19 protein-coding genes are annotated in these 20,066 nt (G+C 72.1%); 8 read left to right on the top strand and 11 right to left on the bottom strand.

Going from position 1 to position 20,066, the window contains the following annotated elements:
- The first annotated feature begins 374 nt into the window (after positions 1 to 374).
- Genes AC4BDD_RS16435 through AC4BDD_RS16445 form a run of 3 tightly spaced genes read left to right on the top strand, consistent with a single transcriptional unit; the run spans position 375 to position 2,601 of the window.
- The gene (locus AC4BDD_RS16435; RefSeq protein WP_490686188.1) at positions 375 to 1,358 is read left to right on the top strand and encodes a cyanobactin maturation protease PatG family protein; all 984 of its coding nucleotides are present in this window, start codon (positions 375 to 377) and stop codon (positions 1,356 to 1,358) included.
- A 24-nt stretch (positions 1,359 to 1,382) separates the two neighbouring features.
- Positions 1,383 to 1,622 (top strand): hypothetical protein, encoded by a 240-nt coding sequence (locus AC4BDD_RS16440; RefSeq protein ID WP_490686189.1) that lies wholly within the window; start codon positions 1,383 to 1,385, stop codon positions 1,620 to 1,622.
- A 4-nt stretch (positions 1,623 to 1,626) separates the two neighbouring features.
- Entirely contained in the window at positions 1,627 to 2,601 is a 975-nt protein-coding gene (locus AC4BDD_RS16445; protein ID WP_490686190.1) for a S8 family peptidase, read from the top strand.
- 133 nt (positions 2,602 to 2,734) lie between these two features.
- On the opposite strand, the gene AC4BDD_RS16450 is transcribed toward AC4BDD_RS16445, so the two are convergent.
- Positions 2,735 to 3,727: a zinc-binding dehydrogenase gene (locus tag AC4BDD_RS16450; protein ID WP_490686191.1), complete on the bottom strand. Its 993-nt coding sequence runs from the start codon at positions 3,725 to 3,727 to the stop codon at positions 2,735 to 2,737.
- A 173-nt stretch (positions 3,728 to 3,900) separates the two neighbouring features.
- Here AC4BDD_RS16450 and AC4BDD_RS16455 point away from each other — a divergent pair, with 173 nt between their 5' ends.
- Positions 3,901 to 4,656, top strand: a complete 756-nt coding sequence (locus AC4BDD_RS16455; RefSeq protein ID WP_490686192.1) for a pentapeptide repeat-containing protein — start codon at positions 3,901 to 3,903, stop codon at positions 4,654 to 4,656.
- Between the two features lie 263 nt (positions 4,657 to 4,919).
- Here the strand turns inward: AC4BDD_RS16455 and AC4BDD_RS16460 are convergent, their stop codons facing one another.
- The 4 genes from AC4BDD_RS16460 to AC4BDD_RS16475 all read right to left on the bottom strand — a co-directional run bounded on the left by AC4BDD_RS16460 (position 4,920) and on the right by AC4BDD_RS16475 (position 9,480).
- Positions 4,920 to 5,417 carry a hypothetical protein gene (locus AC4BDD_RS16460; RefSeq protein WP_490686193.1) on the bottom strand — a complete coding sequence of 166 codons (498 nt, stop codon included), beginning with the start codon at positions 5,415 to 5,417 and terminating at the stop codon, positions 4,920 to 4,922.
- Between the two features lie 116 nt (positions 5,418 to 5,533).
- Entirely contained in the window at positions 5,534 to 6,619 is a 1,086-nt protein-coding gene (locus tag AC4BDD_RS16465) for an S-(hydroxymethyl)mycothiol dehydrogenase (protein ID WP_490686194.1), read from the bottom strand.
- A gap of 159 nt (positions 6,620 to 6,778) precedes the next feature.
- Positions 6,779 to 8,407 carry a M4 family metallopeptidase gene (locus tag AC4BDD_RS16470; RefSeq protein ID WP_490686195.1) on the bottom strand — a complete coding sequence of 543 codons (1,629 nt, stop codon included), beginning with the start codon at positions 8,405 to 8,407 and terminating at the stop codon, positions 6,779 to 6,781.
- 497 nt (positions 8,408 to 8,904) lie between these two features.
- Positions 8,905 to 9,480 carry a TerD family protein gene (locus AC4BDD_RS16475; protein ID WP_490686196.1) on the bottom strand — a complete coding sequence of 192 codons (576 nt, stop codon included), beginning with the start codon at positions 9,478 to 9,480 and terminating at the stop codon, positions 8,905 to 8,907.
- Between the two features lie 194 nt (positions 9,481 to 9,674).
- On the opposite strand from AC4BDD_RS16475, the gene arfB reads away from it, so the two are divergent.
- A complete protein-coding gene (gene arfB / locus AC4BDD_RS16480) occupies positions 9,675 to 10,136 on the top strand; it encodes an alternative ribosome rescue aminoacyl-tRNA hydrolase ArfB (RefSeq protein ID WP_490686197.1) in 462 nt (153 codons plus the stop codon).
- Positions 10,137 to 10,392: 256 nt separating this feature from the next.
- Entirely contained in the window at positions 10,393 to 10,887 is a 495-nt protein-coding gene (locus tag AC4BDD_RS16485) for a hypothetical protein (RefSeq protein ID WP_490686198.1), read from the top strand.
- Positions 10,888 to 10,991: 104 nt separating this feature from the next.
- Here the strand turns inward: AC4BDD_RS16485 and AC4BDD_RS16490 are convergent, their stop codons facing one another.
- Positions 10,992 to 11,549 (bottom strand): flavin reductase family protein, encoded by a 558-nt coding sequence (locus AC4BDD_RS16490; protein WP_490686199.1) that lies wholly within the window; start codon positions 11,547 to 11,549, stop codon positions 10,992 to 10,994.
- Between the two features lie 482 nt (positions 11,550 to 12,031).
- Between AC4BDD_RS16490 and cdgB the strand changes: the two genes are divergently transcribed.
- Positions 12,032 to 13,720 (top strand): diguanylate cyclase CdgB, encoded by a 1,689-nt coding sequence (gene cdgB / locus AC4BDD_RS16495; protein ID WP_490686200.1) that lies wholly within the window; start codon positions 12,032 to 12,034, stop codon positions 13,718 to 13,720.
- A 229-nt stretch (positions 13,721 to 13,949) separates the two neighbouring features.
- Complete coding sequence (locus AC4BDD_RS16500; protein WP_490691797.1) at positions 13,950 to 14,990, top strand: carbohydrate-binding protein; 1,041 nt, start codon at positions 13,950 to 13,952, stop codon at positions 14,988 to 14,990.
- Between the two features lie 84 nt (positions 14,991 to 15,074).
- Here the strand turns inward: AC4BDD_RS16500 and AC4BDD_RS16505 are convergent, their stop codons facing one another.
- The 5 genes from AC4BDD_RS16505 to AC4BDD_RS16525 all read right to left on the bottom strand — a co-directional run bounded on the left by AC4BDD_RS16505 (position 15,075) and on the right by AC4BDD_RS16525 (position 20,017).
- The gene (locus AC4BDD_RS16505; RefSeq protein WP_490686201.1) at positions 15,075 to 15,494 is read right to left on the bottom strand and encodes a hypothetical protein; all 420 of its coding nucleotides are present in this window, start codon (positions 15,492 to 15,494) and stop codon (positions 15,075 to 15,077) included.
- Positions 15,495 to 15,590: 96 nt separating this feature from the next.
- Positions 15,591 to 16,445, bottom strand: coding sequence for a class II fructose-bisphosphate aldolase (locus tag AC4BDD_RS16510; protein WP_490686202.1), 855 nt, complete (start codon positions 16,443 to 16,445; stop codon positions 15,591 to 15,593).
- 188 nt (positions 16,446 to 16,633) lie between these two features.
- Complete coding sequence (locus tag AC4BDD_RS16515; RefSeq protein WP_490686203.1) at positions 16,634 to 17,554, bottom strand: 1-phosphofructokinase family hexose kinase; 921 nt, start codon at positions 17,552 to 17,554, stop codon at positions 16,634 to 16,636.
- 208 nt (positions 17,555 to 17,762) lie between these two features.
- Positions 17,763 to 19,085: an N-acetylglucosamine-6-phosphate deacetylase gene (gene nagA / locus AC4BDD_RS16520; protein ID WP_490686204.1), complete on the bottom strand. Its 1,323-nt coding sequence runs from the start codon at positions 19,083 to 19,085 to the stop codon at positions 17,763 to 17,765.
- Positions 19,085 to 20,017, bottom strand: coding sequence for an ROK family protein (locus tag AC4BDD_RS16525; protein ID WP_490686205.1), 933 nt, complete (start codon positions 20,015 to 20,017; stop codon positions 19,085 to 19,087). The genes nagA and AC4BDD_RS16525 overlap by 1 nt, the downstream gene beginning before the upstream one ends.
- Between the last annotated feature and the right edge of the window lie 49 nt (positions 20,018 to 20,066).

The raw sequence follows: 20,066 nt of genomic DNA on the forward strand, positions 1-20,066 counted from the left end.
GAAAACAGGGGGCGGATCACCGCGTAATCCGATGTGCGGGCCTCCAGGTGATGGCGATGAGTCAGGGTGAGAAGAAGACCGGCCGCGGCAGGGCAGCCGAGGTTCGGCCGCATCGGGTGCGCATTCCCGGATTCGTCAGCGGCGATGAGGAAGTCGGGCTCGGCGACGCCATCAAGCGCGTGACGTACGCGATGGGGGCGAGGCGTCCCTGCGGTGGTTGTGAACGACGCGCTGCCGCGCTGAACCAGTGGGTGACGTTCTCGAACCGACGAGGCCGCGGATAGTCGCGAAGCCGACGGGCCGACGGGGCCGCGGACAGTCGCGAAACCGACGGGCCGCGGAGAGTCGTGCTCTGACAGCAAGAGGAGGCACCGATGGAGCCCGAACAGAGCGACGCTGTGACAAGCCATCCCGTGAACGGAGGCGATGACGAGCGGGAGGCCGTGGCTCGGGTCGAGAAGTCCGAGATCTCTGAGGCGCCGTCGTTCCGCCAGGCCTCCTGCGACTGCGCACGGGAGGTTGCGGCCGCGGGCGTGCACCAGGAGACGACGCAGGCCGCTGCCGGGGCGGAGATCGCCGCGAGCCCCGGGTATGTCTATGCGTTGGGGCACATCGAAGCCCGGTTTCCCAGCCCCGGGGTGGAGAAGGAATTCGCCCAGGTCCTGGGCCGGGCCGAAACCCCGGACCTGACGGACGAGGAGATGCTCTATCGGGTCCTCTCCGAACCGGACAACCGCTATCTGGCGCGGCAGCTGTGTTTTGTGCTGTGCGTGCAGGGGCTGGAGACCTACCTCCTGCGGCCCCGCGACCCGATGGATTTCGGCGCGCTGATCGACGCGGTGCGTCCGGGGCGCAGCCCGCTCGATGTCGATGTGGTCATCGGGGTGCGCGGGCCTGTCGCACCGCCTGAACTCTGCAACGGGCTGGCCATTCCGGTGGTCATCTTCGACAAGCTCTATTCCTTTGCCAGGGAAGAGCTGATCAAGGCGGTCAAGCGCCCCAAGGACATTCCAGCCAAGGATTTCGAGAAGTCGGCGACGGAGGTACTGGACAGACTGCTTCAGGTCGGTGACAACGCCGGCACGGCCGATGAGCACCGCGTCATCAACTATCTGGCGGTCCGGAACGAGAAGGTGTACCAGGAGACGGTCAAGGCGTACGCGGACGGCTTCCGGCTGTCCAGCGTGGATGTCTGCCCCTCCCGGCTCAACGGCAACAACACCCGCAAGATCCTGGATGTCGTGTTCTCGTACACCAGCCGTTCATCGGAGGTGACCGAGAAGTCGTTCGTCCGGGTCGACGTCACCGAGGAGTTTCCGTTCGTGAGGACCAACTGGTCGCCCTACTACGACCGGTGACCTCCGAAGAAGAGGTGAACAGGCATGACTATTCCTGGATTTACCGCCGGCTCGGCGGTCTATCAGGGCAGGACTACGGGATTCGGCCGGCTGCCGACTGGCACCGCTGTCCGTGCTGGGGACCGGGTGGTCCCGCAGGGGCTGTGCGAGATCGAACTCGGCCCGGTGTGCCGGATGAAGTGCCGGAACTCATGGGACCCGCGGCGCTGCTTCAACGAATGCATCAAGGAGATGTGCAAGCCGGATTACGGGGACTACTGGTAGGCCGATGGACCCGCTGGAACTGGTCGGGCTGCCGCCCTTGATGGAGCGTACGGCCGGGAGTTCCGCGGTCGCCATCGGGCTGATCGACGGGAAGGTGGCGCTGGACCACCCCGGTCTGAACGGTCATCCGGTGCGGGAGATCGGTCCGGTGTGGCCGCGCGGTTCGGGGGCGCGGGGGGCTGCGGGGGCGCGGGGCTGCGCACCGGGTGACGCCTGCTGTGCCCATGGGACGTTCGTCGCCGGGATCCTCAGCGCGCGACGCGATTCGGTGGCACCGGCCATCTGCCCGCACTGCACGCTGCTGACCCGCCCCCTCTTCTCGGACGAGACAGCCGGACAGACGGTCGGCGAGGCGGTCGGCGCGGGCAGTGCGCCGGGGGCGGGGTGCCTGTCCGGCGCGCGGGCCGAGGAACTGGCCGCGGCCGTGGTCGATACGGTGGCGGCGGGCGCCCAGGTGATCAACCTCAGCCTCGCGCAGGCGCAGCCGTCCGGGAGGCGGCACCGCGAGCTCGACGAGGCGCTGGACCATGCCGCGAGCCACGGTGTGCTCGTCGTCGTCGCGGCGGGCAATCAGGGCACCCTCGGCGCCTCGGCCATCACCCGGCACCCCTGGACTATCCCCGTCGTCGCCTGCAATCTGGGCGGTCACCCGCTGGGCCTGTCCAACCTCGGGGGCTCGATCGGCAGGCGCGGTCTGGGCGCGCCGGGCGAGGACATCACCAGTCTCGGGACCGACGGCAGGGCGCTGACCCTCAGTGGGACCAGCGCCGCCGCCCCCTTCGTCACCGGTGCGATCGCGCTGCTGCGCTCGGAGTTTCCCGCGGCGTCGGCGGCGGAGGTGCGCTTCGCGGTCACACACTCCACCGCGGTCGCACACTCCGCCGCCGTGCGCGGGCGGGGGCGGAGTTCGGTGACCCCGCCCCTGCTGGACGCCTGGGCGGCGTACCGCGTCCTGCTGGCGTCCCACGCCCGTGGCTGAGCCCCGGCCGGCGTGCCCTGTGCCCCTGCGCTCGCGCGAACCCCCGTTCCGCGCGTCGCCGCCGGGCCCGGGGCGTACCTCGGCCCGGCCGTCGGACGGTCGGGCCATCGGGCCGTCCGGCACGGACGCCCGGTTACGGCACCAGCACCACCTTGCCCATCGTGTCGCGGGTCTCCAGCGCGCGGTGGGCGGCCGCGGCGTCGGCGAGCGGGAAGGGGTGGACCGCCGGGACGAGGTGGCCGGAGGCGGCCGCCTCCATGGCCTCCTCCTCCAGGGAGCGCAGGCCGCCGGGGGAGCCGATCAGCTCACGCCACTCCGGGCTGCCGAGCACCGCCTTGGAGGTGAGGGAGCGCGCGGCCAGCTCCTCCTCGGCCGGCTCGTAGGCGGCGCCGGTGGACCAGCCGAAGACCAGGTGGCGGCCGCCGGGGGCGAGGAGGCCGACCGCCCCGGCGGCCGGTTCGCCGCCGACCGAGTCGAAGACGACGGTGGGGCCAAGGTCGCCCAGCGCGGCGCGTGCCCGGTCCGTCCAGCCGTCGGCGGTGTAGTCGACGGCGAAGTCGGCGCCGAGTTCGCGGGCCCGCTCGACCTTGGTGGGTCCGCCGGCCAGGGCGAGGACCGTCGCGCCGACGTTCTTGGCGTGCTGGACCAGCAGGGAGCCGATGCCACCGGCGGCCGCGGTCACCACCGCCACGTCGTCCCGGCTCAGCTCGGCGAAGCGGAGGACGGCCATGGTGGTGCGGCCGGTGCCGATCATCGCGATGGCGTGGTCCTCGCGCAGGCCGTCGGGGAGTTCGTGGAGCCTCTCGACCGCGACCACCGTCTTCTCCGCGTACCCGCCGGGGGCCATGCCCAGATGGGCGACGACCCGGCGGCCGAGCCACCGTGCCTCGACGCCCTCGCCGAGTGCGTCGATGGTGCCGGCGACCTCGCGGCCGGGGATGGTGGGCAGCTCCGGCGGCGGGTACGGGCCACTGGTGTCGCCGAGCCGCAGCGCGGTGTCGAGGAGGTGGACGCCGGCCGCGGCGACCGCGACCCGGACCTGTCCCGGGCCGGGCTCGGGGTCCTCGACCCGCTCGTAGACCAGGTTCTCGGCGGGGCCGAAGGCGTGCAGACGGATGGCGTGCATGGCGTTCTCTCCCCAGGTGGGTGGGTGCGGTGCGGAGCCGGGTGGGCGCGTGGCCCTCGGCCCCGCACCCACCCTCCGACTTCAACCGAGGTTGAAGTCAAGTGGCGTTGGTGATCTCGGCGGCGGGCCGTTGTCAGTGGCGTGACGCACGATGGAGACACCATCGGCTCGCGATGGGGGACCGAAGGGCGGTGGCGGCGGTGGCGCTGACCGGGCGTGGTGGCCGGCATGACGGTCGGCGGAGCGCCGGCCGGGGCGCCAGCGAGGACGAGGTGGTGCGGGCGCCGCGCCGGCCGGAGCTGTCGCTGCCCGCGCTGCGGGCGTACGACGGGGAGGAGCTGGAGCCGGACGGCGACTACGACGGCGTGGAGTTCGCCGACGCCGACCTCGGCGGGCAGCGGGCGAGCGGTGCCAGGTTCCTGGACTGCGCGCTGCGGCGGACCGCGCTCGACGAGACGGACCTCGGGCGGGCCCGGTTCATCGACTCCGTGCTGGAGGAGGTGCGAGGGGTGGGCACCGATCTGGCCGGGGCGACGCTGCGCGATGTCGAGGTGCGGGACGCCCGGCTTGGCGGGGTGCAGCTGTACAACGCGGCGCTGGAGAGGGTGGTGGTGCGCGGCGGCAAGATCGACTATCTGAATCTGCGCGGCGCGAGTCTGCGGGACGTCGTCTTCGAGGACTGCGTCCTCGCCGAGCCGGACTTCGCCGGGGCGCGCCTGGAGCGGGTGGCGTTCGTCGGCTGTGTGCTGCGCGGGGCGGATTTCAGCGGTGCCCGGATGGACGAGGTGGACCTGCGCGCGGCCGGGCGGCTGGAGATCGCGCGAGGCGTGGACGGGCTGGCGGGCGCGGTGATCGGCGCGGAACAGCTCCTCGAACTGGCCCCGGCACTCGCGACCCACCTCGGCCTGCGCGTGGCGGCGGGGGCGTAGGCCGCGGCGCACGGACCGGGGGGCGTAGGCCGCCGCGTGCCGGGGCGGAGGGCGCTGCGGGGCCGGGGCCGCGGCAAAGGCTGCCATGGATGGGCCGGGGGCCGCCGCGTGCCGGGCCAGCGGTGCGGGCCGAGTGCAGGCCGGGGCGCAAGCCGCCGCGTGCCGGGGCGAAGGACGCCATGGACGGGCCGGGGGCCGGAGCTCGCCGCGTACGGGCCGGGGCGGGGGCCGTCGCGTGTGGACGCCGCGCGCAGGGCGTGCGCTCAGACGCGGGGGAAGCGTGCCAGCAGATCCCACACCACGGGGTTGTCGCCCAGGCCCTCGTGCATGTCGGTGAGGTCGGCGACCAGGTCGTGGAGGAAGTCGCGGGCCTCCCGGCGCAGTGCGCCGTGGTTGAAGGTCAGCGGGGGCTCCTCCAACGGAACCCAGTCGGCGGTGACGTCCACCCAGCCGAAGCGGCGCTCGAAGAGCATCCGGTCGGCGGACTCGGTGAAGTCCAGCTCGGCGTGGTGGCGCTGCGCCGAGCGGCTGCCGCGCGGGTCGCGGTCGAGCTGCTCCACGATGTCGCACAGCGCCCAGGCGAAGTCGAGCACCGGCACCCATCCCCAGGCTGTGGACAGCTCGCGGTCCTGGTCGGTGTCGGCGAGGTAGACGTCACCGCAGAAGAGGTCATGGCGCAGGGCGTGCGTGTCCGCCGTGCGGTAGTCGGTCTGCGGAGGGTCCGGGAAGCGCCGGGAGAGGGAGTAGCCGAGGTCGATCACCGGACGATGGTGTCACGCCGATCGGGGCGGCGGCCGCCACACCCTGCCCCGCCCGGCCGCCACCCCCCACCAGGCGCCCCTCCGGGCGCCCCACCGGGCGCCCCACCGGGCACTCCCTAGAAAACGACCACCGAGCGCAGCACCTCGCCGCGCCCCATCCTGGCGAACGCCTCCTCGATGCCGTCCAGCGCGATCGTCTCGCTGACGAACGCGTCGAGGTCGAGCCGCCCCTGCCGGTAGAGGTCGATCAGCATCGGGAAGTCGCGGGAGGGCAGGCAGTCGCCGTACCAGGAGGACTTCAGGGCCCCGCCGCGCCCGAAGACGTCCAGCAGCGGCAGCTCCAGCCGCATCTCCGGGGTGGGGACACCGACCAGGACGACAGTGCCGGCCAGGTCGCGGGCGTAGAACGCCTGCCGGTAGGTCTCGGGGTGCCCGACGGCCTCCACGACGACATCGGCGCCGTGCCCGTCGGTCAGCTCCTGGATCGCGGCGACCACATCGGTGTCCCGGCCGTTGACGGTGTGGGTGGCGCCCAGCGAGCGGGCCCACTCCAGCTTCCGGTCGTCCAGGTCCACCGCGATGATCTTCGCCGCGCCGGCCAGCCGGGCCCCGGCGACGGCGGCGCAGCCCACGCCCCCGCAGCCGATCACGGCCACCGAGTCGCCGCGCCCGACGCCGCCGGTGTTGATCGCGGCACCGAGCCCGGCCATCACCCCGCAGCCCAGCAGCCCGGCCGCCGCGGGGGCCGCCGCCGGGTCGACCTTGGTGCACTGCCCGGCCGCCACCAGGGTCTTCTCCGCGAAGGCGCCGATGCCCAGGGCCGGGGAGAGCTTGGTGCCGTCGGTGAGGGTCATCGGCTGGGACGCGTTGTGGGTGGCGAAGCAGTACCACGGGCGGCCGCGTCGACAGGCCCGGCACTGGCCGCACACCGCACGCCAGTTGAGGATGACGAAGTCGCCCGGGGCGATCTCGGTGACCCCCTCGCCGACCGACTCCACCACCCCTGCCGCCTCATGTCCCAGCAGGAAGGGGAAGTCGTCGTTGATCCCGCCCTCCCGGTAGTGCAGATCGGTGTGGCAGACCCCGCACGCCTGCACCCGCACCACCGCCTCGCCGGGTCCCGGGTCCGGGATGACGATCGTCTCGATCCTCACCGGCTCGCCCTTGCCGGGAGCCACCACGCCGCGCACCTGTTGAGTCATGTCAGCAGCGTAGGCCGCTCCGGGGCGAGTTCGGAGCGAACGCGGCGAAGCGGGCCGCACCGAAGGCATCCGGTGCGGCCCGCTTCGTGGTGACGAGGTGACGAGCCCGGGTCAGTGGCCGTCAGCGACCGTCAGTTGCTGTCAGGTGTGGTCAGCGGGTCACTTGACGTTGACCGCGGTCCAGGCGGACGCGACCGCCTTGTACTCGGTGCTGGTCGCGCCGTACAGGTCGCTCGCCGCCTTGAGGGTCGCGACGCGCGCGTCCGCGTAGGTGGTGGTGGACGTCATGTACGTGGTCAGCGCCTTGTACCAGATCTTCTCCGCCTTGGCGCGGCCGATGCCGGTGACGGTGGAGCCGTCGTACGTCGGGCTGTTGTAGCTGACGCCGTTGATGGTCTTGGCGCCGCTGCCCTCGCTCAGCAGGTAGTAGAAGTGGTTGGCCGGACCGGAGGAGTAGTGCACGTCCACCCGGCCGATGCCCCGGTACCAGGAGTCCTTGGACGCGCCGTCCCGGCTCGGCTTGTCCTGGTAGCGCAGCGGGGTGCCGTCGCCGTTGATGTCGATCTTCTCGCCGATGAGGTAGTCGCCCGGGTCGGCCGGGTTGTTCGCGTAGAACTCGGTCGAGGTGCCGAAGATGTCCGAGGTGGCCTCGTTCAGGCCGCCGGACTCGCCGCTGTAGCGCAGGCCCGCGGTGTTGGCGGTGACGCCGTGGCTCATCTCGTGCGCCGCGACATCCAGCGAGGTCAGCGGGTTGGAGTTGCCGGAGCCGTCGCCGTAGGTCATGCAGAAGCAGCTGTCGGACCAGAAGGCGTTGACGTAGTTGTTGCCGTAGTGGACGCGGGAGTACGAGCCCACGCCGTCGTTCTTGATGCCGTTGCGGCCCAGCACGTTCTTGTAGAAGTCCCAGGTGGCGGCGGCGCCGTAGTGGGCGTCGACGGCGGCGCTCTGGCGGCCACCGCCCCACACGTCGTCGGCGTCGTTGAAGAGCGTGCCGGTGCCGTTGGTGCCCTGGTTCAGGTCGTACGTCTTGTGGCCGCCGCGGACGCCGTCCTTGAGGTCGTAGCCGCTGCTGCCCGGCGTGGTGGTGAGCGGGACCGTGCCGTTGTAGTCGCCGGTGCCGGTGCCGGTCTCGATCGCCTCGTCGGTGAAGAGCTTCTTGCCGGTGGCGGCGTCGGTGATGACGTGCAGCTCGCTCGGCGTGCCGTCGTGCTGGAGGCCGGTGACGACGGTCTCCCAGGCCAGCACGGGCTTGCCGGTCGCGGCCCAGATCACCTTGCGCGGCGCCTTGGCGGTGGTGTCGGCGGCGCTGCCCGCGTGGTCCTCGGCGGCGGCGGCCTTCAGCGCGGCCTGCTTCGCGGAGGCGGCGGGCTTCTCGGCGGCGGTGGTCGACACGGATATCCGGGCCTTGGTCGCCTTGGTGACGGACTGCTTGCCGCTCTTCTTCTCGTGCACCACGAGGTCGCCGCCGAGGACGGGCAGTCCGGCGTAGGTGCGCTCGTAGCGGGTGTGAACCGTGCCGTCCGCGTCCTTGATGACGTCCCGGACGACGAGCTTCTCCTTGGCGCCGAGCCCGAGGGACTCGGCCTCGGCGGCGGCGTCAGCCTGGGCGGCCTTGATGGCGCCTGCGCGCTGGTTGGCGGAGAGCGTCACGGCGGTGGCGCCGGTCTCCCGCTCGGGCTGCGCGTTGGCCGATCCGGTCTGGACGCCGATCACGACCATCGCGGCGGAGGCGACCAGGGCCGCGCCGCGGACGGCGTTCTTGCGAGGGGAGGAAGCGATGCGTCTCACTCGGTCTCCTTGCACGGGGCCGCAGGTGGCGGCCTGTGGGGGCGAACGGCCTGGGTGGGGCCGCCCGTTGTGCGCACCGCCGGCGCCGGATTGCCGATGCGACGCCGTGGGTGCGGATGGTGCGAATGATGCCGATGGGTTTGGTGCACGCGTCAGGGACGCGGGCGCACTCCTGCGTCAGGGGAGTGACGCGGGTGCGACCGACCAGAGACTGACATCAATCGACGCTTTCCGACAGACCGGTAACAAGGATTTGACATTTGAATGTTCGTTGAGGGTCGTCGCGTGTCCGATATCGGGCGAACGGCGCCTGTCAGGTACGGACTTATCGCGCTACGCACCCGCGGCGAGCTTGAGCGTGATGACCCCGGCGATCATCGCGAGGAAGGGCGCCGGCTTGGGCAGGGTGGTCCGCTCCCCGTAGCCATCCGCACATGAGGAAGGCCCCCGAATCCGGTGGATTCGGGGGCCCGTCGCCCGTCGCGTCAGGCGGGGACTCAGACGTTGACGCCGAAGTCCTTGGCGATGCCGACCAGGCCGGAGGCGTAGCCCTGGCCGACGGCGCGGAACTTCCACTCGGCGCCGTGGCGGTAGAGCTCGCCGAAGACCATGGCGGTCTCGGTGGCGGCGTCCTCGCTCAGGTCGTAGCGGGCGATCTCGGCGCCGCCGGCCTGGTTGAGGATGCGGATGTAGGCGTTGCGCACCTGGCCGAAGTTCTGGCTGCGCGCCTCGGCGTCGTAGATGGAGACCGGGAAGACGATCTTCTCGATGTCCGCCGGCAGGCCCGCCAGGTTGACGTTGATCTGCTCGTCGTCGCCCTCGCCCTGGCCGGTGAGGTTGTCACCGGAGTGGACGATGGTCTGGTCCGGCGTGGACTTGTTGTTGAAGAAGACGAAGTGCTGGTCGGAGTAGACCCGGCCGCCGCCGTTCACGCCGATGGCGCTCGCGTCGAGGTCGAAGTCCGTGCCGGTGGTGGTGCGGACGTCCCAGCCGAGGCCGACCGTGACGGCGGTAAGGCCCGGTGCCTCCTTGGTGAGCGATACGTTGCCGCCCTTGGACAGGCTTACAGCCATGGGGAGTCCCTTTCGTGTTCGGTTCGTCGGGCTTCGTAACTCCAACGAAGCTACCGTCACTCTCCACAACGCGAATCGGGGACCGCCAGGTTCCAGGTCTCTTTACTTTCTTTGCCAATTTTCGTTCGGTTCCCTCCCCGGCGGGCGCTGAAAAGAGGGTGACGGGGCCGCCCGGGGCGCGGAATCATGGGGGCATGTCCGGGCCATATCAGGGGACCAGGGGCCATCCCCCGGGTAACCGCACGATCAGGGGTTCGGTCTCCCTGCCGGAGGCCGAGCTCATGTGGCGTTTCTCGCGCTCCTCCGGGCCCGGCGGGCAGCACGTCAACACCAGCGACAGCCAGGTGGAGCTGCGGTTCGACCTGGCCCGTACCGAGGCGCTGCCGCCGGTGTGGAAGGCGCGCGCCCTGGAGCGGCTGGCCGGCCGGCTGGTCGACGGGGTGGTGTCGGTGCGGGCCTCCGAGCACCGCTCGCAGTGGCGCAACCGCGAGGCCGCCGCCGTCCGGCTCGTCGCACTGCTGGCCGAGGCGACCGCGCCGCCACCCAAGCCGAGGCGCCCGACGCGGATCCCGCGCGGCATCAACGAGCGACGGCTGCGGGAGAAGAAGCAGCGCGGCGAGACCAAGCGCGGGCGGAGTGGCCGAGACTGGGGCTGACGGCGCGATGGGCCGGATGGCGTGATGGGGCCTGATGGCTCGATGGGCCTGGCGGCGCGATGAGGCCGGATGGTGGGTCGGGCCTGGCGGCGCGACGAGGCCGGATGGCGTGTTGGGCCTGATGGGTTGCCGATTGCTGCATTCCGGTGGCTTCCGGGCCACGTTTGGCGGTGCCGACCGCCCCTCACTCGTGATTGTCCGCTAATTAGGAAATAACGGACATAATCTCCGAGTAAGAGGTGGCGTGATTTTCGTGATGCTCCAGACGATTCGCCGTGGTCTGGCGATCCTCGGCATGGTGGTGGCGGGACTCTTCGTCCCGATGACCGGCATGGCCGCCGCGACGCCGACCACCGGGCCCGGCCAGCCGGCCCATGGGAACCACGGTCAGCACGGCGACGGCAGACATTCCCATCAGGGCGGACACCACGGCGATGGCCATGGGTCCATTCACATCGGCCATGGGTCCATCCACATCTCGTGGAACGGGCGCGGGCGCCACCACGACGGTCACCATGGCACCTGCGAGCACCGCGACGGCAAGGGCATGGGCGGTTACGGTGACAGCGGCTACAGCCGCGGCGGCGACTCCGGGTATCAGGAGTTCAGCGAGATGCGCCACGGCAAGCAGAGCTGCGGGCACCACCATGGCTGGGACGGCCACGGCCACGGCCACGGACACGGTCACGACCACGGCAAGCACCACCACCACGGCGGTCTGCTCACCTGGCTGCTGAAGCTGCTGATCTGATCAGCCGCCGCGCGCCGGAAACGGCGCCCCATCCCAGGCGCTGCCTCGAGCACCGAAGCGCGCTGCTGCCTTGAGAAGCGAATCGCCCTCCGCGGCCGTTGCCGTCAGCCCAGCTGCCGGTAGCGGCCGCGGAAGTATGTCAGCGGCCCGGCGTCCGTGGCGGAGGTGGCCGCGGTGAGCACCCGGCCCACCACCAGCGTGTGGTCGCCCGCCGTCACCCGCTGCTCGGTGCGGCACTCCAGCTGGGCCAGCGCCCCGGTGATCAGTGGTGCGCCGGACGACTCGCCGCGGGTGTGCGCGATGTCCTGGAAGAGCAGCCGGTCGCTGATCCGCCCCTTCATGGCGAACCGCCCGGCGATGTGCCGCTGGGTTTCGGACAGGATCGAGACCGCCCACAGCGGCTGGCGGGCCAACAGGTCGTCCATCCGGGACTCGTTCCGCAGGCTCACCATCACCAGTGGCGGGTCCAGGGACACCGACAGGAACGCGGTGGCCGTCATGCCGATGTCCTCGCCGCGCGGGGTGTCCTCCGGGTCGTGTGCGGTCACCAGCACCACGCCCGCGGCCAGCCGCGAGAGCGCGGCCCGGAATTCCTCGTCGCTCACCCCATCAGAATGGGGCACATCGGTCTCGGGGGGCGCGGAAGGGCTCGTCTGCAACACTCCTGCACGCTAACCGGACTCAGCCGGTCCACACATCGGTCGCCGGGACCAGCCGGGGCTTAGGACCGACGGCCGAGTGCGCCCGCCGTGCGCCGGGGGCCCGGGGGCGCCACCGGCGGGCGTCGGAGGTGCGGCGCCGGGGCCGGGGAGCGAAGGTCGTGCGCCCCCGTGCGCCGACCGGGCGCGACTGGACGGAATGCTTCCGTTTTCCCCTGTCAGGCTCTTGCGGGCACGATACCGCCGCGCTCGGCCACCCCCGCGTACCCCCTCGAACAACCGGACGACCGATTTGCTTTCCGAAAAAATCGGAGCGCTCCCACACCCTCTGTCCAGCACATGTGTACACGCTGTGACATGGGTCACAGCAGGCGAGAATTGTTGACCCTGTGTACCGAGTGGGCAGCTCGCTGTGATTCAGTGGCGGTGGCAAACGGACGACAAGAAGCCTGGAGTTGCTGTCGAGGTCTCGGGGGAGAGCGACGATGGAGACCGAGTCGGAGCCGTACATCCGCCTTGCGACCCTGCGGCAGCTGCACCAAGTGGTCGCCGACCTGAATACCGCCCGCAGCCTCGCTGACACCCTGCAGACCGTCGCCGACGGCATCATCGCCGGCCTCGGCTACGAGCTCTCCGCGGTCAACCTGGTGCGCCCGGACGGAGACCTCGTGGTCGCCGCCGTCGGAGGCAGCCCGGGCGCGGAGGCGCTGATGGCCGGTCGGGTCGGGCCGCGCAGTTCCTGGGAGCGCCGGCTGGCCATGGGGGACCGCTGGGGTGACCTGCGCTTCATCCCGTACACCGAGGGCTGGGTGCTGGACGACGACGACGTCCCGCAGTGGCACACCGCCGGCCCCGCCCCGCGGTTCGCCGACGAGTGGCACCCCATGGACCGCCTCTTCGCCCCGATGTACGCGGCCGGCACCTCCGGCGGGGAGCTGATCGGCGTCATCTCGGTCGACAAACCGCGCAACGGTCGCCGCCCCGGCGCCTGGGGCCGCGAGGCCCTCCAGATATACGCGTTCCACGCCGCCATTGCGATCGGCAACGCTCGGCTGCGCGCAAACATGCAGCGCGCCCTGGTCCGCCTGGAGCGCGAGCAACAGGCCCTGCGCGCCAGCGAGGAGAGCTTCCGGCAGGCCTTCGAGTACGCGCCCAGCGGCATGGCGATAGCCGAGATGGGCGGCGATCAGCACGGCCGGCTGCTGCGCACCAACGACGCGCTCTGCCGCCTGCTGGGCCGCCCCGCCTCCGTGATGCGCCGCTACTCCCTCTCCGACCTCGTCCACCCCGAAGACCTCGGCACCCTGCTGCGCACCTCCGCCGAAGGCGGCCGCGCCGAGCTGCGCCTGGCCCGCCGCGACGGCAGCTATGTGTGGGTCTCGCTGCGCAACTCCGTGGTCGCCGACGCCGCCGACGGCCCCCGCTTCCTGCTCACCCACGTCGAGGACATCGAAGAGCGCAAGCGGCACGAGATCCAGCTCGCCCACCGCGCCAGCCACGACTCGCTGACCGGGCTGCCCAACAGCGCCGAGCTGCGGGCCCGCCTCGGCGCCCGGCTCTGCGGCCACCCGCCCCGCCCCGGCCAGCCCGGCCACCCCGGCTACGGCCCGGACGCCACCACCATGCACGGCGGCGGCCCGGCCGCGGACCCCAGTAGCCCCGGCTTCGCCGACGGTTTCGGTGCCGAGGGCTATCCCGGCGGCCGGCCGGCCGCCGACGGGCTGCCCTTCGACCACCAGCACACCTACGCCCCCGACGAGACCGTCGACGACGGCCACAAGGGCCTGGCGGTCCTCTTCTGCGACCTGGACGGCTTCAAGTCGATCAACGACCGGTTCGGGCACCACACCGGCGACGCCGTCCTCATCGAGGTGGCCCGCAGGCTCAGCAGCGGGGTCCGGGACGGCGACACGGTGGCCCGGCTCGGCGGGGACGAGTTCGTCGTCCTCGCGGACGGGCTCGGCCGCGCGGACGCCCAGGACCTGGCCGTCCGGCTGCGCAACGCCATCATCCCGCCGATCCGGGTGGACGGCCGGGCGGTCCGGGTGGGGGCGAGTTTCGGCATCGGCTGGGCGAGCTGCGGGATGTCCGCCGAGGAGGTCCTGCGCTCCGCCGACCAGCGGATGTATGTGGAAAAGCGCTCCCGATCCAAGGCGAACCGCCGGGCCGGATGATTCGGTCACACCCGCGTGGGCTCACTCGATCGGGGTAGGCTGCGCCAGGTCGGCAGTGTCGCCGACGGCGAATCGATCATGAATATTGGCCATCGGGACCGCGCGGACCGAAAGCTCATGCCTCCCCCCGCCTTGATATGAGCTGTTCTGCCAGGCCAGAGTCCGCCCCCGCACCGACGAAAGGCGCGGACGTGCGGATGGCCATATGCATTGGAGAGTGACGAGAGGGATGACGGCCGGCAACAACGGCTCGGACGCGCCGGAGAACGACGACCCCTTCGCCTACCTGTACCGGCAGGAGGGCGATCAGGGTGGCCAGGCGGGGCAGACGGGGGCGGCCGCCCCCCGCACCGGAGGCTACGGCTACCCCGGCCCCGCCGCCCCGCACCAGCCCGGTGTCCCCCGCACCTCCTACAACCAGGTCCGCGCGGTCGGTGAGCGCACCTACGGCGGCCAGCAGCAGCTCGCCGGTCAGGGCCCGTACGGCCAGGGCCACGGCCAGCAGGGCCAGGGATACGGGCCGGGCGCGGCCCAGCCCGGCTACGGCCGGACCAACGCGCACTACGCGGCGCCCGAGACGCTCCCCGGGGGCGCCCCGCGCCACCCCGCGCCGGGCGGCGGGCACGGCGGCGGCCAGGGCGGCGGCCGCGGCCCCAACGTCCGGGGGCTGCTGATCGGCGCGATCGCGGTGGTCGCCGTCGTCGTCACGGGCATCGGGGTCGCCCTGCTGACCAACGGCCCCGAGGACGACAAGAAGCCCCAGACGCAGGCGAGCAACCAGCCGACGGGCGCGGAGAGCGTCAAGCCCAGCGAGCCCGCGGCGAAGCCGGACAAGCCCAAGGCCCTGCCGAGCGGCGACTCCTCCGCGCTGACCCTCTCCGGCGGCACCGTCCTCGCGGACACCATCAAGGGCGCCAGCTCCAAGAGCGGCAGGTACATCGCGGGTTTCAATCAGCCTGGTGCTGCGGCGAGCTGGGAGATGGATCTGGAGGACGGCGGGAAGTACACCCTGTTCGTGGAGTTCACCGTCCCGGGCAAGGATGCCAACGCCACGCTGACCGTCAATGGAAAGCCGCAGGGCAAGCCGTTGAACATGAAGAACTTCGCCAAGGCCACGGAAGGCAAGTGGGAAGACGGCTGGACGCACACCTATGCGTGGATTGACCTCAGCAAGGGGCCGAACACGATCAAATTGTCATGTGAGCAAGGCAATGCGTGCGACTTCGCGCTTGATCGGGTCTCCCTCAAGAAGGGGGAGGTCACGGGGTGATGGTTCCCAGGCGGAGCACCTGACAGCGCGCCATGGCGCGGTGAAGCCGCTCCATGGCGCGCTGTCGCTCACCGCTCTCTGACGTCAGCCGGCCTTGCCCCACTCAAGGCAGCGGCTCGCGGTCCACGCCTTCCTGCCGTTCCAACGGACCGCGTGCCACGTCTTCTCGACCGGGGAGATGTTGCTGCACCGATAGCTGCCACCATTGAACGTTCCTCCATGGCAGTTGTCGTAGTAACAGTAGACATGCTTCCCGGCCTTCAGGGTGCCGAGCTTTCGCGAGGTGGTGGTGGGCTTCTCCCTGATGCTGACGTCCTGGAAGTCGCTCCAGCCCCACCCCGCATCCCTTGGGCTGAAGGCTGTTGTGGAGCTGTCAGATGCTGTCGCAGTGGGCGAAGCGGCAGCCACCGTTCCGAGCACGAGAGCGCCAGCAGCGACGAGCTGCAGACTCTTGATCCGCTTGGTTGAATTACGCAATGTTCCCCCAAAGTGGCTTTCATCCATGTGGTCGCTGTTCACCCTAAGTGCTGGCACCGACACAGGAGTTGAGGGTGCGAGTGATGTGCAACACGCGTGAGCATGCAGACCGGCAACACCGCGTCACGAGGAAGTGGCAACGCCCAGGAAGTGGGCCACGGTGCGGGCCATCGCGTCCCGGGCGGGCGTGAGGTACTTCCGGGGGTCGACCACCTCGGGACGCTCCGCCAGGTGGCCCCGGACCGCGCCGGTGAAGGCGGTGTTCAGCGCCGTGCCCACATTGATCTTCACCATGCCGGACGCGACGGCGCGCCGGATCTCCTCGTCCGGCACGCCGGAGGACCCGTGCAGCACCAGCGGCACCGGCACGGCGTCCCGCAGCCGCGCGATCAGCCCATGGTCCAGGGCAGCCGTGCGCTCGGTCATGGCGTGGGTGCTGCCCACCGCGACGGCGAGCGCGTCCACCCCGGTCGCCGCGACATAGCCGGCCGCCTCGTCCGGGTCGGTCCGCACCCCCGGCGCGTGCGCGTCCAGAGGCACCTCGCCCTCCTTGCCGCCCACCCGGCCCAGCTCGGCCTCCACCCAGATGCCGCGCTCATGCCCCCAACGCACCGCCTCCGCCGTGGCCTTGACGTTCTTGTCGTACGGCATCCTGGACGCGTCGAACATCACCGAGCCGAAGCCTTCGAGGTGCGCGGCGCGCAGCAGGTCGACGCTCTGCACATGGTCCAGGTGGAGCGCGAGCCGGGCGGCGGACTCCCGCGCCACCGCCGAGACCGCGGAGGCGAGCGGGGCCAGCCGGCCGCCGTGGAACCGCACGGCGTTCTCCGAGATCTGGAGGATCGCGGGCGCGCCCGCGGCCTGAGCACCTGCGGCGATCGCCTCGGCGTGCTCCAGGGTGATCACATTGAACGCGGCCACCGCGTGGCCGGCGGCGCGCGCCGAGCTGACGAGTTCACCAGTGCTGACGACAGGCATGCGGTCCCCGATCCCGGGCCGTGGCGGGCCCATTGTGGTGCTGCTCTGCGGTGCTGCTCGGTGGTGCTGAGTGGTGCTGCTCTGCGGTGGTGCTGGGTGGTGCTTTTGTGCGGTGCTCGGTGGGTGCTGCTTGGTGCTTGGTGCTTGGTGCGCGGCGGGTGGTGGCTGGGTGTGGCGCTCACGCCGCCTTACGGGTGGTCGGTGACTCTGACGCGGGGGAGCAGGTCGTCGTAGGCGGCGGCGTCGAACTCGCCGGCGGCCCGGGCCCGTACGGTCGCCGCGGACAGGGCCACCGCGCGCGCCAGGCGGTCCGGCCAGGTCAGCCCCTCGACCAGGCCGGAGAGGAGGCCAGCCACCGCCGAGTCGCCGGCGCCGGTCGGATTGCCCGTCAGACGGCGCGGCGGGACGGCCCGCCAGGCGCCGGAGCCGGTGACCGCGAGCATGCCGTCCGCGCCCAGCGAGGCGGCGACGGCGTGCGCGCCGCGCCGCCGGGTGTCCCGGGCGGCGCGCAGCGGCTCGGTGGAGCCGGTCAGGCCCGCCAGCTCGTCGGCGTTGGGCTTGACCACGTCCGGGCGGGCGGCGATGCCGCGCCGCAGCGCCTCACCGCTGGTGTCCAGCAGCACCGGCACACCGGCCGCGTGCGCCTCACGGACCAGCTGGGCGTAGCTGCCGACCGGCACCCCGGGCGGCAGACTGCCGCACAGCGCGACCGCCGCCGCCTGCCGCAGCAGCCGGCTGTACGTACCGAGGAAGGCGTCCCACTCGTCCACGCCGATCAGCGGGCCGGGCTCGTTGAGCTGGGTGGTGTCGCCGGAGGAGGCGTCGACCACGCCCACGGTGCGGCGGGTGGCGCCGGCGACCGGCACCAGCGCGTCGGTGACCCCGTCGACCGGGGCGAGCAGGGCGCGCAGCGCCTCGCCGGTGCCGCCGCCGACGAACCCGGTGACGACGGCCCGATGGCCGAGCGCGGCCAGCACCCGGGCGACGTTCAGCCCCTTGCCGCCGGGCCGTTCGACGACCTCGGCGACGCGGTGTGAACTGTGCGGGAGGAGCCGGGGGACCCGGTAGGTGATGTCCAGGGCAGCGTTGAGTGTGACCGTGAGGATCACCCTGGTGTCCCCTCTCCCATGGCTCTTCCCGGCTCTCACCGTCTCCCCCGGCGGATGTGTTCCGCGAGCGATCATGCCATTGGGATTCCCGGTGGGCGACCCCTTGTATTCCCACTGTTATGACTATTCAGCCCGGGTGTCGGTCCGATGAGCTCCCCGGTGTCCGAAGTGCGGCGTCTGGGGCTTCGGGCTCCCGAGAAGACGACGGTCAGCGCGCGGGCGGCTCGACCACCCACTCGCCGCGCCGGGCCACGCCGACCAGCTCGAACGCCTCGTCCAGGACGACCAGATCGGCGTCCTTGCCGGGCTCCAGCGAGCCGACGCGGTCGGCCAGACCGAGGACCCGCGCGGGCGTGGCGGACAGCGCGCGTACCGCCTGCCCGACCGTCAGGCCGTCCAGTGTGACGGCTCGTTGGAAGGCCCGGTCCAGCGTGAGCGTGGAGCCCGCGATGGAACCGGCGGTCGGCCCCTCGCTGATCCGCGCGACCCCCTCCTTGACCTCGACCGTCATCGGGCCCAGCGGGTACAGCCCGTCCCTCATCCCGGCCGCGCCCATCGCGTCGGTGATGAAGGCGACCCGGTCCGCGCCCGCGCGGCGGAAGGCCAGCTGCAGCACCGAGGGGTGCAGGTGCGTGCCGTCGTTGATCAGCTCGACGGTGACCCGCTCGTCCTCCAGCAGGGCCGCGATCGGCCCGGGCGCGCGGTGCAGCAGCGACGGCATCGCGTTGAACAGGTGGGTGGCGACCGTGGCGCCCGCGTCGACGGCCTCCCGGGTGGCGTCGTACCCCGAATCGGTGTGGCCGACGGCGGCGATCACGCCCTGCTCGACGAGGAGCCGGACCGAGTCCAGGCCGCCGGGCAGCTCGGGGGCGAGCGTCATCATCCGGGCGGTGCCGTGCGACGCGTCGATCAGCTTCCGCACGTCGGCGGGGTCCGGGTCGCGCAGCAGCTCCGGCTGGTGCGCGCCGCAGCGGTGCGGCGAGATGAACGGGCCCTCGAAGTGGATGCCGGCCAGCTCCTCCTGCTGCACCAGCTCGGCCAGCGCCGCCGCCTGGCGGGCCAGGTCGTCCAGGCTGCCGGTGACCGTGGAGGCCAGCATGGTGGTGGTGCCGTGGGCTCGGTGGGTGCGGGCGACGGTCAGCGCCTCCTCGGCCGTCCCGGCGGAGAACGAGGCCCCGCCGCCGCCGTGCACATGGATGTCGACGAAGCCGGGGACCAGCCAGTGGCCGGTGAGGTCGATCGTGCGAGCCGCGCCCGCGTCGGCGCGGACCGAGCCTGCGCCGGTGCGAGCCGCGCCCGCGTCGGTGTGCGCGCTGCCGGCGTCGGTGTGCGCCGCCGCGCTCCCGGCCGCGCCGCCCCGGGCCGCACCGCCCTCGGCCAGGCCGCCTCCGGCCGCGCCGACCCCGGCCGCGCCTGAGCCTGGTGCGCCGGCCGCGACGATGCGGGGGCCTTCGATCGTCACCTGGCCGCCCTCGACGATGCCGGACGGCAGCACGACCCGGGCGCCCGTGAGAACCGTTCGTTGGACCATCAGGCGGTTACCTCCGTGGAGAGAAGATCCCAGGCGAGCAGCCCTGCGCCCAGGCATCCGGCGTTGTCCCCGAGGGCCGCCGGGACGATCTGCGGGGAGTGCTGGAAGGTGATCCGGTCCGCGACCGCCGCGCGCAGCGGCGCGAACAGCGTCTCGCCCGCCTCGGCGAGCCCGCCGCCGATGATCAGCATCCCCGGGTCCAGCAGGGTGACGCCCATGACCAGCCCGTCGGCGAGCGCGGCCACGGCCTCGCCCCAGACGGCGCGGGCCCGCGGGTCCCCGGACTCGACGGCCTTCGCGCAGTCGGCGGCGTCGGCCGCCGGATCGCCGCAGGCGGCGGCCCAGGCGTGGCCCACCGCCGAGGCCGAGGCCAGCCGCTCCAGGCAGCCGGACTGTCCGCAGCCGCACGCAGGACCGCCCGGCCGGACGATGAGATGGCCGATCTCGCCCGCGGAACCGTGCGCTCCGGGGTCGATGCGCCCGCCCGTGCCGATCGCGCCCGCGATGCCGGTGCCGAGCGCCAGGTAGAGGAAGCGGTCGGCGCCGTTGCCCGCGCCGATCCGGCCCTCGGCCAGGCCGCCGGTGCGTACGTCGTGCCCCAGGGCGACCGGGACGCCGGCCAGCCGCTCGGAGAGCAGGGCGCGCATCGGTACGTCCCGCCAGCCCAGGTTCGCCGCGAAGACGGCGATGCCCCCGGCCTCGTCGATCACCCCGGGCACACCGACCCCGGCCGCCACGGCGGTGGCCCCGTACCGCCGCTCGCCGAGTGCGCGCAGCTCGTCGGCGAAGTCGAGGATGCCCGCGACGACCGCCTCGGGTCCGCGCTCGCGGCCTGTCGGCCGCCGGTCCTCGTGCAGCAGTGCGCCGTCCGCCCCGACCAGGGCGGCCTTCATGCCTGTGCCGCCCACATCGAGGGCGATGACGTGTTCCACGGGGACAGTGTCGCGCGATAGCGGCCGAGAGGTCTAGTCCACTCGCCGT

Source organism: Streptomyces sp. JLBT605 (genome assembly GCF_058215555.1).